Annotated in this window: 13 protein-coding genes; 1 reads left to right on the top strand and 12 read right to left on the bottom strand. The window is 71.5% G+C overall.

Annotated features, from left to right (window positions below; all coding sequences use genetic code 11):
- Positions 1-162: 162 nt before the first annotated feature.
- The 12 genes from ABZ783_RS10605 to ABZ783_RS10550 form a co-directional block, all read right to left on the bottom strand.
- Positions 163-1,692 carry an aldehyde dehydrogenase (NADP(+)) gene (locus tag ABZ783_RS10605; protein ID WP_357436064.1) on the bottom strand — a complete coding sequence of 510 codons (1,530 nt, stop codon included), beginning with the start codon at positions 1,690-1,692 and terminating at the stop codon, positions 163-165.
- On the bottom strand, positions 1,685-3,178 hold the full coding sequence (locus ABZ783_RS10600; protein ID WP_357436063.1) for an FAD-dependent oxidoreductase: 1,494 nt from the start codon (positions 3,176-3,178) through the stop codon (positions 1,685-1,687). The genes ABZ783_RS10605 and ABZ783_RS10600 overlap by 8 nt, the downstream gene beginning before the upstream one ends.
- Complete coding sequence (locus ABZ783_RS10595; RefSeq protein ID WP_357436062.1) at positions 3,162-3,467, bottom strand: (2Fe-2S)-binding protein; 306 nt, start codon at positions 3,465-3,467, stop codon at positions 3,162-3,164. The genes ABZ783_RS10600 and ABZ783_RS10595 overlap by 17 nt, the downstream gene beginning before the upstream one ends.
- Complete coding sequence (locus ABZ783_RS10590; protein WP_357436060.1) at positions 3,464-4,624, bottom strand: FAD-binding oxidoreductase; 1,161 nt, start codon at positions 4,622-4,624, stop codon at positions 3,464-3,466. Before ABZ783_RS10590 ends, ABZ783_RS10595 begins: the two co-directional genes overlap by 4 nt.
- Positions 4,621-5,304 carry a GntR family transcriptional regulator gene (locus tag ABZ783_RS10585; RefSeq protein WP_357436058.1) on the bottom strand — a complete coding sequence of 228 codons (684 nt, stop codon included), beginning with the start codon at positions 5,302-5,304 and terminating at the stop codon, positions 4,621-4,623. The genes ABZ783_RS10590 and ABZ783_RS10585 overlap by 4 nt, the downstream gene beginning before the upstream one ends.
- Positions 5,301-6,302 (bottom strand): proline racemase family protein, encoded by a 1,002-nt coding sequence (locus ABZ783_RS10580; protein ID WP_357436056.1) that lies wholly within the window; start codon positions 6,300-6,302, stop codon positions 5,301-5,303. Before ABZ783_RS10580 ends, ABZ783_RS10585 begins: the two co-directional genes overlap by 4 nt.
- The gene (locus tag ABZ783_RS10575; protein WP_357436055.1) at positions 6,299-7,204 is read right to left on the bottom strand and encodes a dihydrodipicolinate synthase family protein; all 906 of its coding nucleotides are present in this window, start codon (positions 7,202-7,204) and stop codon (positions 6,299-6,301) included. Before ABZ783_RS10575 ends, ABZ783_RS10580 begins: the two co-directional genes overlap by 4 nt.
- A gap of 47 nt (positions 7,205-7,251) precedes the next feature.
- Positions 7,252-8,577 carry an aminopeptidase P family protein gene (locus ABZ783_RS10570; protein WP_357436054.1) on the bottom strand — a complete coding sequence of 442 codons (1,326 nt, stop codon included), beginning with the start codon at positions 8,575-8,577 and terminating at the stop codon, positions 7,252-7,254.
- Positions 8,570-9,934 (bottom strand): alpha/beta fold hydrolase, encoded by a 1,365-nt coding sequence (locus ABZ783_RS10565; RefSeq protein ID WP_357436052.1) that lies wholly within the window; start codon positions 9,932-9,934, stop codon positions 8,570-8,572. The genes ABZ783_RS10570 and ABZ783_RS10565 overlap by 8 nt, the downstream gene beginning before the upstream one ends.
- Before the next feature lie 389 nt (positions 9,935-10,323).
- Complete coding sequence (locus tag ABZ783_RS10560; RefSeq protein WP_357436051.1) at positions 10,324-12,921, bottom strand: M64 family metallopeptidase; 2,598 nt, start codon at positions 12,919-12,921, stop codon at positions 10,324-10,326.
- A 159-nt stretch (positions 12,922-13,080) separates the two neighbouring features.
- Entirely contained in the window at positions 13,081-15,207 is a 2,127-nt protein-coding gene (locus ABZ783_RS10555) for a Xaa-Pro dipeptidyl-peptidase (protein WP_357436049.1), read from the bottom strand.
- A gap of 386 nt (positions 15,208-15,593) precedes the next feature.
- On the bottom strand, positions 15,594-15,764 hold the full coding sequence (locus tag ABZ783_RS10550) for a hypothetical protein (protein ID WP_357436047.1): 171 nt from the start codon (positions 15,762-15,764) through the stop codon (positions 15,594-15,596).
- A 25-nt stretch (positions 15,765-15,789) separates the two neighbouring features.
- Between ABZ783_RS10550 and ABZ783_RS10545 the strand changes: the two genes are divergently transcribed.
- On the top strand, positions 15,790-16,317 hold the full coding sequence (locus tag ABZ783_RS10545) for a CGNR zinc finger domain-containing protein (RefSeq protein ID WP_357436046.1): 528 nt from the start codon (positions 15,790-15,792) through the stop codon (positions 16,315-16,317).
- The last annotated feature ends 209 nt before the right edge of the window (positions 16,318-16,526 follow it).

Below are 16,526 nucleotides of genomic sequence, written 5' to 3'. Positions count from 1 at the left end.
AGATGGCCGCGGCGACGGGCGCGATCACGCGCCCGCCCGCGGCCGATCCGGGATCTCACCCGGAGATGTCGTCGTCACCTGCCACGTTCACTCCGCCCTCCGGCGACTAGCTCTCCTCATCATCACGCGAACCTGCGGCCCACCGCGCCCGCACCCGAGCCGCTACGAGGTCGTACGGATCCCGTCGACCAGGCGGGGAAGGCCGAGCGGGTTGGCCTCGCGCAGCTCCGGTGGGAGCAGCGGGTCCGGAGTGTTCTGGTAGCAGACCGGGCGCAGCCAGCGCTCGATCGCAGTGCTTCCCACCGAGGTCGAGCCGCTGGTGGAGGCGGGGTACGGACCGCCGTGCTGCATGGCGGGGGCGACCGTCACCCCGGTGGGCCAGCCGTCCACGACGACCCGCCCCGCGATCCCGCTCAGCCCGGCGACCAGTTCCGCCGCCCCGGCGTCCCGCTCGTCGGCGGCCAGGTGCACGGTCGCGGTGAGGTTGCCCGGCAGGGCGCCGAGCACCGCGTCCCGCTCGACCGTCGAGCCGTAGCGGACCAGCACGGTCACCGGCCCGAAGCACTCCTCCAGCAGTTCCCGGTACGGCCCGCCCTCGGCGAGCCGCGACGCCGCGACGGTCAGCAACCCCGGCCGGACCGCCAGAGGCGTCTCGTCGTCGCCGGCCTCCCCCGCCCCGAGCGGCTCCGCGACGCCTGGGAGCGCCGCGCGGGAGCGGACTCCGGCGAGGAACGCCTCACGCATGCGCGGGTCGAGCAGCGGCCCGGACGGGACCGCCGCCGCGACGACCGCCCGGATGACCGCGTCGCCCGCCGGTCCCGCCGGGAGCAGGACGAGGCCCGGCTTGACACAGAACTGGCCCAGACCCTGGGTGTACGAGGCGGCAAGCCCCGCTCCGATCTCGTCCGCTCTGGTCTCGGCCGCCCGCGTGGTCACCACGACCGGGTTGAGGCTGCCCAACTCGCCGTGGAACGGGATCGGCCGCGGCCGGGAGGACGCGATGTCGAACAACGCGCGGCCGCCGCGCACCGAGCCGGTGAACCCGACGGCCGCGGTCAGTGGGTGGCGGACGAGTTCCGGGCCCGCGTCGAAACCGTGGACCAGGCGGACAACGTCCTCGGGCAGCCCGACCTCGGCCGCCGCGGAGCGGAGGATCTGGGCACACAGGACGGAGGTGGCCGGATGGTCCGGGTGCGCCTTGACCACGACCGGGCATCCCGCGGCCAGCGCACTCGCGGTGTCGCCGCCCGGCACGCTGAAGGCCAGCGGGAAGTTGCTCGCCGCGAAGACCGCGACCACGCCCAACGGCACCTTGTAGCGCCGCAGGTCGGGGCGGGGCGCGGGCGCGGCCTGCGGGTCGGCGTGGTCGATGATCACGTCCAGGTAGCCGCCCTCCTCGACCACGTCCCCGAACGCGCGGAGCTGGTAGCAGGTGCGGGCGAGCTCGCCGGTGAGCCGTACCCGGCCGAGCGCCGACTCCGCATCGGCGGCCGCGATGATCTCCTCACCGTTCTTCTCCAGGAGCGCGGCCGCTGTGCGTAGCAGGTCGGCCCGCGCGGCGCGGTCCCTGAGTGCCGGGGCGGCAGCGGCAGCGGCCCGCACCGCCTCGTCCACGTCCTCCGCCGTCGACTCGGTCGCCGCGCGTCCTCGCGGGGCTCCGGTACGCGGGTCGATGCTCAGCACGTCACTCACCGTCTCGTCCTCTCTGTTCCGTCGGTTCTCCGGCCGCCTCGATGGGCCTCGTGTCTTCGGTCAGGGCGGCGAGCTCGCCCAGGGGCACCGGTACGGCGAGGCTGCGCGTGGCCAGGCTGCGCAGGTCCTCGGACGTGGTCTCGCGCCTGCTCAGGCAGGCCGCGATCCCGGCCGTGGCGAAGCCGCACACCCGCCCCTGGCACCAGCCCATCCCCGGCCGGGCGAGCATCTTCAAGGTGCGCGCGTCCTCCGCGCCGAGGTCGTCGTGCGCCCGCCGCAGGTCACCGTACGAGACCTCCTCGCAGCGGCAGACCGGGGTCGTCTCCGACAGCCACTGCGGCCACGCGGGCGGCACCGGATAGGTCCGGTGCATGGCAACGGCGAAGCGGCGCCCGCGCCGGACGGCGCGGCCGAGTCGCCTTATCGCGGCCGGATCGGCCGAACGGCCCAGTGCGTCGGCGAGAGCCAACGCACTCAACCGTCCTTCCTGGACAGCCAGGGCCGCGCCGCCCACGCCGGTCGCCTCGCCGGCGACGTACAGCCCTTCAACGCTGCTGCGCTGGCGGTCGTCAACGACCACGACGAGAGATCCGTCGACGTCCTTCCCCGTCTGCGCGCCGAGCATGAGCGGCAGCTCGAGCGACGGGGTGAAGCCCCAGCCGAGGGCCACGACGTCGGCGGGCAGCTCCTCGTCCGGGCCGGTCGGGCGGCCGTCACGGTCCACCCTGGCGAGCCGGACCGCCTCGACCCGGTCACTTCCGAGGATCTCCCGGATCACCGTTCTGGTCTTGTACGGGATGCGGTGTCGGGCCATGAGTGCCGCGTACTGCAGTGCCTCGACGCCCTTGCCCGGCGCGGAGATCGCGCCGACCGGGTCGCGCAGCCAACCGAGCGTGGCGTTGGCCTCGACGACGGCCGCGACGGTCACCCCGGCCCGCGCGAGGCCGGTGGCCACCGGAAGCAGGAACGGGCCGGTGCCGGCGACGACAGCTCGCCGTCCCGCCGTGGTGCGGTGCCCCTTGAGCAGGGCCTGCACCCCGCCCGCGGTCATCACGCCGGGCAGGTCCCAGCCGGGGATGGGCAGCTGCCGGTCGTATCCCCCGGCGCACAGGATCAGTGCCCGCGTGACGAGTGTGCGGTCCGTCCCGCCGGCCGTGGCGGTGGTGGCCGTCATCCGGAGGGTGAACGCGCCGCTGTCGTCGCGGGTGACGAGCCAGACCTGGTGGCTGGGGAGGTAGCGGATCCGGCCGGCGGCCCGGAGGGCGTACATGCGGTCCCGCAGCCGGGTGAAGACCGCCCAGCCGTGATGGCCGGCGGAATCGTCGGGGCGGGCATGCTTCTCGTCGTAGTGCCGCCAGTACTGCCCGCCGGGCTGCCCGGCGGTGTCGATCAGGGCGACGCCGAGCCCGGCCTCGGCGGCCTCGACGGCGGCGGCGAGGCCGGCCGGGCCCGCGCCGACCACGGCGACGTCAGGCACCTGCGGCATCGGCGTTCCTCCGGTCTCCGTCGTCCTCGCGGTCGGCGCCGGCCTCGCCTTCGTCGCCGAGGGTCATGCCCTCGGCGGCGGCGACCAGGCAGGCGCGCTGGTCGGGGACGCCGTCGACGGTGATCAGGCAGTCGAAGCAGACGCCGATGCCGCAGAACAGTCCTCGCCGCCGGCCGCCCTTACGGGTGGTGCGCCAGTCGTGGATTCCGGCGGCGACCAGCGCGGCGGCGACGCTCTGGCCGGGCTCCGCCGCAACGGTGACGCCGCGGAAGGTCATCTGGTGAGTCATCGGGGTTCCTCCTCGGCGTCCGCGAATCGGTCCGGGGCGAACGGCGTGAGGTCCAGGTCCGGCCGCTCCCCCACGAGCGCCTGCGCGATCAGCCTGCCGGTGCCGGCGGACAGGCCGATGCCGGCGCCCTCGTGGCCGCACGCGTGCCAGAGACCGGGCACGCGGGGGTCGGGACCGATGACGGGCAGGTGATCGGGGCAGTAAGGGCGGAAGCCGAGGTAGGTGCGCATCGCGCGGACCTCGCGAAGCATCGGAAACAGCGCGATCGCCTTGGCCGCGAGCGTGCTGATCGCGGTGACGGAAACGGTCCGGTCGAACCCGACGCGCTCGCGCGACGCGCCGACGAGGATAGTGCCGCTGGCGGTCCCCTCGACGACGGGCGAGGTCTGCAGGGCCGCGTCGGAGCTGGCCACGTCGCCGACGTACTCGGCGGCGTACACCTTGTGGCGGATCGTGCGGGGCGGCATCGGCTGGGTGACCAGGACGAAGCCTCGGCGGGGCAGCACCGGGACGCGCACCCCGGCGAGGCCGGCGACCCCGCCGGCCCACGTGCCGGCGGCGTTGAGCACCGCCCCGGCGGAGATGTCGCCCCCGGTGGTCCGCACGCCCGTCACCCGGGTGCCGTCGCGCAGGAACCCCGTCACCTCGGTGCGGGTGTGCACCTGTGCCCCTCGCTCGCGGGCCAGCCGCAGCAGCTGCGCCGCGACCAGCATGGGCTGAACCTGGGCGTCCTGCGGATAGAAGGCGCCGCCAGCGAGCTCCGGGGAAAGGTGCGGCTCGTAGTCGCGCAACTCGGTCCGCGCGACGTCGCGGACCTCGACCCCGCACCGGCGCTGCCGGACGGCGAGTTCGCGCAGCGAGGCGACGCTCTGCTCCGACGCCGCGACGATCAGGCCGCCCTTGGCCTCGAACTCCCACAGGTCGGCGTGTTCCGCGAGCTCCTCGCGCCAGACCCGCTGCGAGTACAGCGCCAGGTCGAGCTCGGGGCCGGCCTCCTTGTCGGACACCAGCACGTTGCCCTCGCCGGCGCTGGAGGTGCCCCCGGCGATCGCGCCGCGATCGACGACGAGCACCCGCACCCCGGCCAGCGACGCGAAGTAAGCGCTGGCAGCGCCCACGACCCCCGCCCCGACCACCACAAGATCCGCGCTGGTCATGTGGCGTCCTTGGTGCCACCTGCCCACAGACCTCGCACGTGCCCGATGTGCCGGTGCATCAGCAACTCGGCCCCGGACGGGTCGCGGGCTTCGATGAAGTCCAGGATCTCGTGGTGCTCGGCGGCTGAGCGGCCCAGGCTGCCGCTCTCCAGCAGCGGGGTCAGGCCGAGCAGCCGGGTCTGCGAGCGCAGGTCGGCGACGACGTCGACCAGGAACCGGTTGCGGCTGTAGCCGAGCAGGGTCAGGTGGAAGACGTGGTCGGCCTCGATGTAGCCGACCAGGTCGCCCCGCTCCGCCGCATCGACGATGGCCTGCGCGAGTGTCCGCAGTTCGGGGATGTCCTCCTTCGGGATCACCGCCACCACGTCCCGCACGGTCGGCGGCTCGATGAGCAGCCGCACGGCGGCCAGGTTGTCGAGGTCCTCCTCGGACACCTCGGTGATCCGGAAGCCCTTGTTCGGGTGGGGGACGACCAGGCCTCCCTTCACCAGGTCGAGCATCGCCTCCCGTACCGGGGTGGGCGAGACGCCGAGCTGCGCGCCCAGCGCGGGCGCCGAGTAGACCACGCCGGGCTCGAGCTTGCCGGAGATGATCGCGGCGCGCAGGGCCTCCCTGATCCGGTCGCGGAGATTCTCCCTGCGGCCGACGCCGGGCAGATCCGGGACGGAGGCGGGGCTCACAGCAGGAACCCCGCTGGGAACGGGTCGGTGGGGTCGAGGTGGAACTGCGAGGTCGCGGTGACCCACGCCCGCCCGGTGATCGAGGGCAGCACGGCGGGCAGCGACCCGACCGTGGTCTCGCCGAGCAGCCGGCCGGTGAAGCGGGTGCCGATGAACGACTCGTTGACGAAGTCCGCACCGAGGCCCAGTTCGCCGCGCGCGTGCAGCTGGGCCATCCGGGCGCTCGTGCCCGTGCCACAGGGGGAACGGTCGAACCAGCCGGGATGGATGGCCATGGCGTGCCGGGACAACGAGGCGGTGGAGCCGGGGGCCTTCAGATAGACGTGGTGACAGCCCCTGATGTCGTCGCGTTCGGGGTGGATCGGCGGGTCCTGCTCGTTCACCGCCTCCATGATCGCCAAGCCGGCGGCCAGCAGGTCACCGGCGCAGGACCGGTCGAAGGGCAACCCCAGCTCCGCCAGCTCGACGATCGCGTAGAAGTTCCCGCCGAAGGCCATGTCGTACCCGACGTTCCCGAAGCCCGGCACCTGCACCTTCCGGTCCAGCGCGTACGAAAACGACGGGACGTTCTGGATGGTGACCGACTCGGCCGCGCCGTTGCGCACCGCCACGGACGCGACGACCAGCCCGGCGGGGGTGTCGAGCCGGATCGTGGTCACCGGTTCGACGACGGGCACCATCCCGGTCTCGACGAGCACCGTCGCCACCCCGATGGTGCCGTGGCCGCACATCGGCAGCAGCCCGGAGACCTCGATGAAGAGCACGCCGTAGTCGGCGTCGGGACGGGTCGGCGGCTGCAGGATCGCTCCGCTCATCGCGCTGTGGCCGCGCGGCTCGTACATCAGCAGGGTGCGGATGTCGTCGCTGTGCTCCATGAACCACAGCCTGCGCTCGGCCATGGTCGCCCCGGGGATCGTGCCCATGCCGCCGACGACGACTCGGGTGGGCATGCCCTCCGTGTGCGAGTCGACGGCATGGAACGTGCGGCGGGACCTCATCGGTAGCCCTTGCTCAGGACGGCTTCGGTGTCGGCGGTGATCCGGGCCGCCAGCTCGGAGGGAAGCGGCAGTCGCGGCGGACGGCAGACCCCGCCCTTGCGGCCGGCGACGTCCATCGACAGCTTGATCGACTGGACGAACTCGGTCTTGGAGTCCCAGCGCAGCAGCGGATGCAGGTCGCGGTAGATCGGCACCGCCTTGGCGAGGTCGGCGGGGTCGCCCGAGGTGGCCAGCCGGTAGAGCTCCACGGTGCTCTCCGGGATCGCGTTCGGATAGCCGGCGATCCAGCCGACGGCTCCGGCGAGGCCCAACTCGAGCAACACGTCGTCGGCACCGACCAGGAGGTCCAGGCCAGGTGCCAGCTCGGCGATCTCGTACGCCCTGCGGACGTCGCCGGTGAACTCCTTCACGCCGACGATCAGGCCCTCGTGGAACAGTTCGGCGAGCAGCGAGGGAGTGAGGTCGACCTTGGTGTCGATGGGGTTGTTGTAGGCGACGACCGGCAGCCCGGCCCGGGCGACCTCGCGGTAGTGCTCGACGACGGCCGCCCGGTCGGCGCGGTAGGCGTTCGGCGGCAGCAGCAGGACGGAGGTGGCCCCGGCCGCGGCGGCCTGCTCGGTCCAGCGGCGGGCCTCGAGCGCGCCGTAGGCGGCGACGCCGGGCATCACACCGAAACCGGCGGGGGCGGCCTGGACGGCCACCTCGACGACGCGGGCCCGTTCCTCCGGGGTCAGCGTCTGGTATTCGCCGAGCGAGCCGTTGGGCGTCACCCCGTCGCAGCCGCCGGCGGCGAGGAACCGCACGTGCTCGGCGAACGAGTCGTAGTCGACGGAGAGGTCGTCATGGAAGGGCAGTGCCGTCGCGACGTTGACGCCGCGCCACGGGTTGGCAGGGGTGGTCATTGGGGTCTCCTTGGTGGTCGGATCGAGAAGTCTGACAGCGCGCTATCTCACATGATCTGAGCCGCCATCCACTTCTCCAGACCGTCGGCCTCCAGCGGCAACGCGCGGGACAGCACCTCCATGCCGTCCGGCGTGACGAGGAGGTCGTCCTCGATGCGCACGCCGATCCCGCGCAGCTCCGGAGGCACGGTTAGGTCGTGCGCGTGGAAGTACAGGCCGGGCTCGACGGTGAGCACCATGCCGGGTGCCATGACGGCGTCCTGATATGCCTCCGCCGCGGCCCGGCCGCAGTCGTGCACGTCCAGCCCCAGGTGATGGCCGATGCCGCACACCAGATAGCGCCGGTGGTGCTGGCCGGTGTCGGAGAGCGCCTCGTCCACGGAGACCGGCAGCAGTCCCCAGTCCGCCAGTCCCCGCGCGATCACCTCCATCGCTGCATGGTGGAAATCGGTGAACCGGCGGCCGGGGCCGACCGCCGCCAGCCCGGCCCGGTGGGCCTGTTCCACCAGGTCGTGCACCTGCCGCTGGGCGGGAGAGAACTGGCCGGAGGCGGGGAACGTGCGGGTGACGTCGGCGGTGTAGAAGCTCCTGGCCTCGACGCCCATGTCGAGCAGGAGCACCTCTTCGGGCAGCACCGGGCCGTCGCAGCGCACCCAGTGCAACGTGGGCGCGTGGCGGCCACTGCCGACGATCGTGGCGTAGCCGGGGGCATTGCCGTACGCCCTGGCGTACCGGTCGAAGGTGCCCTGCAGCCACCGCTCCCCGGGCCCGGCGATCGCGGTGGGGATCTCGCGGACGACCGCGGCGAAGCCCTCGACCGTGCGGTCCACGGCCTCGCGGAGCTGCCCGATCTCCCACTCGTCCTTGTACATGCGCAGTTCGGCGATGGTCCGGCCCACCTCCTCGTCCCGGGTCACGTCCTCGGTGAGCTCCGCGAGCGGCCGGACCTCGACGCCCAGCGCTCGCGCCCAGTCGGCCGGTCCCGGAGCGGCCCCGACCCACAGCTCGCCGTAACGGGCGTCGGTCCAGAACCCGGAGTCGCCGGGGACAGCGGGCGGTGGCAGGTAGAGCGTGGCGTCGCCTTCGCGCAGCACCACCACGGCGTGCTCGATCCCGCAGCCGGTCACCCAGACGAAGTCGCTGTCCGGGCGGAAGTCGTACGTCGTGTCGTTGCTGCGCACGGGCGCCTCCCCCGCCGCCAGCACGATCGTCCGGCCCGGGAGCGCCTCGGCCAGCCGGGCCCGGTGGGCGGCGGCTGCGTCGGCGGCGCCGGGGACGACCGACGGGGTGCGGTCCGGCACGCCCCATCCGGTGTTCATGTATTCCGCGAACGCCGCGATCTCGGACAGCTTCGGCGGCTTACCTTCACGCAACTGCGACTCCTCCTGTCTGGCCGACCGGCCGGCCCGGTCCTCCGTCGGCTCGGGTCGCGGGTCCGTACGCTTCGGTGACTCCTCCGCCCAGTTCCCGGACCAGCTCGGTCAGCCGGGTGAAGACCCGGTCGTCGCCGATGCCGTCGTGCTCGTACTCGTTGGTGACCCAGGTCTGGACGTTGCCGACCCGGGACGCGGTGTCCAGTTGCAGGCCGGCGTCCACGTACATGTCGTCGTAGTAGACGGCGGCGGCCACCGGGATCTCGTTGCCGGCCAGCCGGTCGAGGTCGTAGAGCTGCGGCCACTGCGCTCGGGCGGCCAGCAGCTCGACGGCGCCGCGGAACGGGCGCAGTTCGGCGATCTCCTCGAACATCCAGGGATAGATCATCTCGCCGGTGAACAGCAGCGGCCTGGCTTCCTCGGCGAACTGCGGGTGCCGCACCCGTTCGGCCTGCGCCGCCCAGGCGGTGGCGGCAGAGCCGTGGCCGTAGATGCTCTCCTGCAGGGCCGCGAACAGGGGGTTCTCGCTGTACGAGGTCCTGGCCAGCACCTGGTGCAGAAAGGTCGTCGACAGCTCGGTCCCCGAGAACGCCTCGTCGAGCAGCCAGTGCATGCGCTCGTATCCGGGCTTCATACCAAAGTCGATGCCGAGCGACTGCAACCGCCGGACCGTGAGCACGTCGCCGTCGGGCAGCAGCACATCGCCCTCGGCCAGCCGGTCGGCGATCCGGCTCACCTGTGCCACCTGGTGCGGGTAGCGCCGGTAGAACGCCCGGTTCTTCGCCTCGACGCGGGGATAGGTGCGCCGGTAGACCTCGGCCGCCGACGGGTCGAGACCGGGCAGTCCGCCGGTGACGTAGCAGGCACTCAGGCCTTCCGGGGCCTTCGACAGGTAGGTCAGCGTGAGGAAGCCGCCGTAGGACTGCCCGAGGGTGGACCAGCGCCGGCCGCCGAAGACGGTCTTCCGCAGGTGCTCGTGGTCGGCGACGATCGAGTCGGCCCGGAAGCACGCGAGAAAGCCGGCGGCCTCCTCGGCCGACGCGAACCCGCTCATCCGGCGACCGTCGACGCGGGTGCTGCGGCCGGTGCCGCGCTGATCCACCAGGACGACGCGGTAGTCGCGCAGTGCCTGGCCGAGCCAGCCGGACCGGTCGAGCGGACGGGGGCCCTTCCCGCCCGGTCCGCCCTGCAGGTAGACCAGGCACGGCAGATCCTCACCGGCCCGTACCGGATCGACGATCTCACGGGCGAAGAGCTGGATGGTGCCGCGCGCCGGGTCGGACCAGTCCAGCGGCACGTCGGTCACGTGATCGCGGACCCGCATGCCGGGGATCGTGTAACTCGCGGTAACGGTCATCGGGCCCACTTCTCCTGCCGGATGCGCTCGGGGCTGCGCCGCCCAGATGCCATCAACGCCCCCCAGTAAGGTGTGCCATTGCACTGATCCTAGACGCAGCCGCGAACACTGCATAGAGGGGGCAACCGAGCGCGGCCCGCCAAGCGAAGGCTGGCCGCCGCAACCCCGACCGGGAATCGCCGTGGGCGGGGTGACATGACGCCCAGGCTGGCCCCGCTCGCCGGAGCGCCTCGGCCCCGAAAGCGGGTAGATAGCCATAAGAGGCACCGAACGCCTCCCCAGTAACATTGCACTCGGCCGGTCGATCCAGCGCAGGGCAGCAACGGTAAGAGACTGGTGGGCCGGCGACTGCCGGCCCACCAGATGTTCCTGTCCGCAGCAACGGCGCGCTACAGAGCCGCGCAGTCACCGCCCTTGGCACCGGTCACCGTGTTCGGCGCGCCGAAGTCCTTCACCGCCGCGCTGTTGCCGGTGCAGCTCAACGGGCCGTTGACCCGGCTACCGACCAGGATCGGCCCGTAGGCGCCGGCCAGCCGGCTGAACCGGTCGTTGGCCGTCATCTGGACGTTGTCCGACAGGGTGAGCGAGCCGTTGAAGGTGCTGCCCGCGACGGTCACGTCCCGGGTGGCTCCGGTGATCCGGGCGAGGCCGTTCACCGTGCTGCCGAACAGCTGCACCGCCTGAGCGCCGGTCGCCGTCAACCCGCCGTCGATCGAGCTGTCACTGACCACCAGCGAAGCGCCCGGACGCACCGACACCCCACCGTTCACCTGAGCACCCTTGAGGCAGGTCACCCCCTCGCTGACCACGACCCGTGGCTGCTGGCCGGTCAGGGTCCTCGTGCAGTCGGGCGACGAGCCCGGCAGCACCGTGGCCCGGTAGGCGCTCGGCTCGCCGACGTTGCCGGCCGCGTCGATGGCCCGGTGCTCGACCAGGTGCGTGCCGAACCCCGGCACGAACCCGCCGCCCGGGTGGTCGTCGGGCAGGGTCTGCTCGAACGCCGCCTTTGACAGGCCGCCGGTACCGAGGTTGCCGTACGTCAGGGCCTTGATGTTCGTGCCCGAGTGACGGAACTGGAACGGCGACTCGGGCATCGGCTGCTCGGGGAACCCGAAGTAGTTGAACCACCCGTCCTTGTCCAGCCGGAGCTGACCGACGACGTAGCGGTCCTCGGCATAGCCGGTGTGGTCGTCCTGCGGGTCCAGCCACATGTCCCAACCGTTGAAGTACACCGGGTGCTCCATGCTGCCGGCGAGCCGGGTCAGCGGCTCCGACAGGGTACGCGGCGCGGTCGGCATCGCGTTGTCGACGGTCCACTCGATCCGGTCGGAGACGCCACCCGGATCGGCCGGGTCGGTCACCGTGGCGGCCAGCTGGTGGGTGCCCGGCGCAAGCTTCAACGCGCCGAGGTCGAGGTTGCGGCTGTTGTGCGGGTTCGGCAGCGTCTTGCCGTCCAGCGACCAGACCACGTCGAGGATCCGGTCGGCCGGGTGGTTGGTCCGCACGTAGACCACCTCGTCGCCGGCGACCGGCTGGGTGTTCGGCGTGGAGCCGGTGACGGTCGCGGCGGGCGACGACAGCGTGGCCTTGGTGTCACCCACCGTCCACTGCCGGGTCTGCACGAACCGCGCGCCGTTGTAGCCCGAATCGGTGGCCGTGTTGTTGGTCGACGGGTTACGGACCCAGTCGACACCGTCCGGCCCTACCGGATCCCGCACCTCGACGTGCACCACCGTCCCGGCGGGCAGGTCCAGCTCGCCGAGGTCGAGGTTGCTGCTGTTGTGGGTGTCGAGCACGGTGCCGTTCGGGCCGCCGACGCGCCAGGTGACCTGCAGCTCGTGGTAGCGCGGCTGGCCGGGCTCGACCCACAGCACGCTGTCGGAGGCCACCGTGCCCAACGGGGTGTGCCGGACGTTCATCTGCCCGGAGTTCCGCATGCCGGTCACCCGGGCGACCATGTGCTCAAGGCCGATCTGGTCGAAGTCGAACCCGATCCAGCGCATCATCGAGTGCTCGCTCGGCCGGCGCTGGCCGCACGGGTACATGCCGCCGCCCTCGTGCGTCCCGATCGTGCCGCCGGACAGGCTCTCCTCGCCGACCCAGCGCCACCACTTCTTCTGGTCCTCGACCATCTTCTGGGGGTCGCTGTAGATGGTGTGGTGGAAGCTGCTGGGCTCGCCGCCGGTGTAGCAGGGCCGCACCACGTCACGGGAGGAGTACGGGTACTCGTCGACCAACGTGCCGAGCGAGTGGCCGATCTCGTGCAGCGAGATCAGCGGGCCCTGCGGGGAGCCGCCCGAGGTCGTCGCCTGGGTGCCGCCGATCCCGCCGTAGGTGAACGTGTTGAAGATCGCCAGGGTCTGCAGGTTCTGCGCCGTGCGCGGGATACCCAGGACCGGCGCGACGTAGTTGTCGATGATCCGGTTGTGCGCCTGGTTCCCGGTCTCGCACGGGTTCACACCCGCTGGGTAGTAGGCGGCGTAGTTCTGACAGTTCACCGGAGCCCCACCGTAGACGGTGCCGCGCGACAGCGGGTCATTACAGCCGTTCTGGTAGATCATGCGCAGCGCGGTGTTCTTGGCGTCGATCGGGCCCTCACGCTGGCCGGTGTCCCGGATCGTGCCGTCCGGGTTGCGTACCCGGCCGTCCGGGTCGCACCGGACGCCGTAGTCGATCGAGGCGATCTCCACCGCGTACACGTTGATGTAGTCGCGGTAGGTCCGGAACGGCTCCGTGGCCCACATGATGGCCAGGTTGCGGTCCACATCCTTCAGGAAAATCCCCTGCTGGTCCCACTGGTAGCCGTCGCCGAGGATGATCAGATTCAACCGCTCGGCCGCCGGGCCGGTGACTTGAATCGGATGGACCTTCGGGCTGGGCAATGGCATCGGCGGGCCGTCCGCCGGAGCGCCGCTCGCCGGGCCGGCGCCGGTCAGCAAGCCGGCCACCAAGGCTAGCGCCGCGAGGGTCGCGACCTTCAGTCTCACTCGCTCTCCACCTCACCTTCATCCGCCGGCGTTCCCTCCGGCCACCGGAAGCTGCCTCCGGCACCGAGCGAGAATCACCGGACACCTGACAGAACTTCCGTGGGCGCCGCCCGTCCAACGTCTACATGCGGCGCCCACGGAAGCCTCCGTGCTACTTCGTTACTTGCCGACGCGCGACCGGGCGGCCGCCGACACGATGGACCCGCGCTGCCCCGAGGTGACCACCCCAGCCGCGACCAGCTGGTCCGCGACCTGGTTGACGTGGGTCACGAACTGGCCGTGGTTCGACCACTGCTCCCCGTCGAGGAGGTGGTCGTTGATCGTGCAGTTGCCGGCCAGCGGGTGGTTGGGCACACCGCTGTCGACGCCGCCGACCACCACCGTCGTCCGGGCGTCGGTGCTCGCGCAGACCGGCATCGCCAGCGGGCCGCCGACCACGGGCAGCCGCAGGGCCGTTGCGGCCAGGTCGACGTTGAGCACGGTGCCCGGGGCCGGGTGCAGCGTGAACTCGTGGTCGGTGGAGAAGACCATCAGGCCGATCCGGTAGCCGGCCGGGATGACCTGGTCATCCGGCTGCAGCGGTACGGTCACGTCGACGAACTCGCCGGGCACGAGCGGCTCGCTCCGGGTGAGCGAGTGGCGGTTCTGCGGGTCCGCCCAGCCCCGGGTGATGATGCTCGTCGTGGTGCCCCGGGTGCTCGACTCGCAACCCGATCCGCCGGTCCACGGCAGCCGCACCAGCGCCACCGACAGGTTGGCCGCCGGCTTGCTCGCGCTCATCCGGAGCGTCACCTGCGCCGTACCGGAGATGTGCACCGGCGCGGTGAGTTCCGGCGTCACGTAGAGCAGCCGATGGTCGGACACCGTGGTAGCCAGCGCGCCGGCATTGCACGCGGTGTTGCCGGCATCAACCAGCGACTCCACACCCTTGCCGGGCCGAGCCAACGAGGTCAGCTCGCCGGTGGTGTTACCGCCCGGCTTCAGCACCAGGGTGACCGGCGCCGCGGCCGGGTTGGGGTAGTCCGCGTACGGGGTGAGCTGGCTGGCACCGGTCTCGTTACGCACCACCCAGGCCCGGGCATCGTTCTCGACCCCGTTCTGGACGCCGTACAGGTAGCGGGTGAACCACCGGTTGCGCATGTCCAGCGGCGGGGCACCGCCGTGCCCGCCCTGGTGGTAGTACGCCTGCACCGGCGTCCCCTGCGCCTTCAGCGCCTCGAGGATCCGCACGCTGTGCTCAGGCACCACGTTCCAGTCGTTGAACCCGTGCGCCATCAGGGTGGCGGCCTTGACGGTCCCGACGGCGTGGAGATAGTCCCGACCGGCCCAGAAGTCGTTGTAGTCTCCGTTCGCCCGGTCCTGGTTGCGGTTCATCTCGCCGACCCGGATCGTGTCGATGCAGTACGCCCGGCGCTCCGGATAGCCGCTGTTGATGTAGTCGAACAGGTAGTCGATGTCCTCGCCGACCCAACCGCCGGGATTCCGGACCAGCCCGTTGGAGCGGTAGTAGTGGTAGTACGAGGTGTTCGGCGCGATCGGGATGATCGCCTCAAGACCGTCGACTCCGGTGGTCGCGGCGGCGAGCGGCAGAGTCCCGTTGTACGACGTGCCGGTCATGCCGACCTTGCCGGTCGCCCAACCGGTCGCCGAGACCTCCTGATCCCCGGTGACACTGGTGTAGCCCTTCGCGCGGCCGTTCAACCAGTCGATCACCGCCTTCGGCGCCAGCGACTCGTTGGGTCCGCCGACCGTCGGGCAGCCCTGCGACAGCCCGGTACCCGGAGAATCGGAGTGGACCACGGCGAACCCGCGCGGCACCCAGGTGCTGACCTCGCTGGTGGACACCGAGGTCCGACCCGGCTGGTGGGCGATCAGTGGCGGTGAGAGCCGGGCCGGCGGTTGCTCACCGAGCTCGTGTCGCACGTTCCAGAAGTACTGCGACTGGCTGGACGCCGTACCGGCGTAGTAAGGGCTGCTCTCGTAGACAACCGGGACCTTCAACCCCTGCTCGGTCTGCGCCGGCCTGGTGACGTCCACGTGCATGCGGTCGAGCTTGCCGTCGCCGTCAGAGTCAAACTCGGTCTCCACCCACAACCGCTGCCGGATCCAGCTGCTGGAGTTCGCAAACTCCGGGACGATCTGAGCCTGCCCGTCGACGAAGACCGGCCCGACCTCGTCCGGGCTGGCCGCGGCCGGTCCCGCAACCCCTAGCGAAAGAGCCAGCGTCACCGCGGCGGCCACGGCAGTGAGGCCGACCGCCCGCGGGCGCAGCTTTCGTCGCGCCATCAAGAGTCCCTTCTATCGTCAGCCGGCGATCCCGAAGGGCCCGGGCCGCCCGCCACAGTCGGTAGTTCGACCCGGCTCGTGTCGACGTGAGCAGTGAGGCGTGCTCGGTCTGATCCGGTTTCGTGCCATGGCTGAGGTAGCCAGCCGTCCGACCAACGCCGTCCCTCCTTGCCGGGGCATACCGCTCCCCAGGCATCGCCGGAACCCGTCGGTCGCCTGCCGGCAGGCGACCGCCTCCGCCGCCTTCATTCACCGATCTCTCTGCCGGCCACAAGACCGTAGCTGGCAGCTCGGAGTGGGATCACCAGACAGCTGACGAAACTTCTGTGGGGTTCCAGCCATCCAACGTCGCAACGGGGTGGGGCAGCCCCGTCGCCGGATCGGGCTCAGCGATGTGGCCGGTACGTCGAGAGGGGCCGGGTCTCGACCGGGATTCCGGCCTGTCGACCGGCACGGATCCGCCACCGCCCGCAGTGGCAGGACTGGTAGTAGATGATCCCGTCGCTCGTCCGGTGCCGGGACCGGGTCCGCCAGACATGCCCGTCGCTGTCGCTCATGGTCACAGCCTGCTGTAATGGCATTATGCATCTCAACCCTTACGGCGCCGACCCGGTACGGCTGGCCGTCGAACTGGCCAACGACCCGCCCCGATCGGTGTTGGAGCTGGCCCGCCGATGCCGGACGGCCGGGGTGGTGATGGACATGGCGGTGCGGGACGACGACCTCACGGTCACCGTCCGGTTAATCGAGGAGTGGTCCGAGATCGTCGACGCCGCCTCGGCGGACGAGCGGGCGGAGCTGCTCAACCGGATGCTGGCCAGCGCCTCGACATACCCCCGGCTCACCAACCACACGGATGGGCTCTGGCACCTGCACTACCGGGACGACGGCGTGCCGTTGTCGGCCGTCCTCCGCGCCCTGATCAGTGTCGGCACCGCCCTGCACCTGACCGGTCGCGGCATGGACCGGCTGGGCCGATGCGCCCGGGATGGATGCCGGACGATCTACGCCGACCTGTCCCGGACCGGCAAGCAGCGCTACTGCTCGCCCCGGTGCGCCAACCGTGACGCGGTACGCCGCCACCGGGCCCGGAGCGGTCCGGTGCGTTGAGCCGGGCGTCCCGCCCAATCGACCTCAACGGGCGTGGCCCTGAGGCAGGAACGCGGCGATCCGGTCCCACATCGCGACCGGGTTGGCGTACATCGGCCAGTGTCCGCTGTGCGGGATCCCCGCAAGTCTGCGACTGGGCGCCGGGGCACTCGTCGGGGCGTCAAACATTTTCGCACACGTGTTGACGTAACCGCACAGATACATTTACG

It is taken from the genome of Micromonospora sp. NPDC047738 (assembly GCF_040642675.1).
Lineage (GTDB): Bacteria > Actinomycetota > Actinomycetes > Mycobacteriales > Micromonosporaceae > Micromonospora.
The sequence above is the reverse complement of the archived record's forward strand: the minus strand, read 5'-3'. Positions and strand labels throughout refer to the sequence as shown.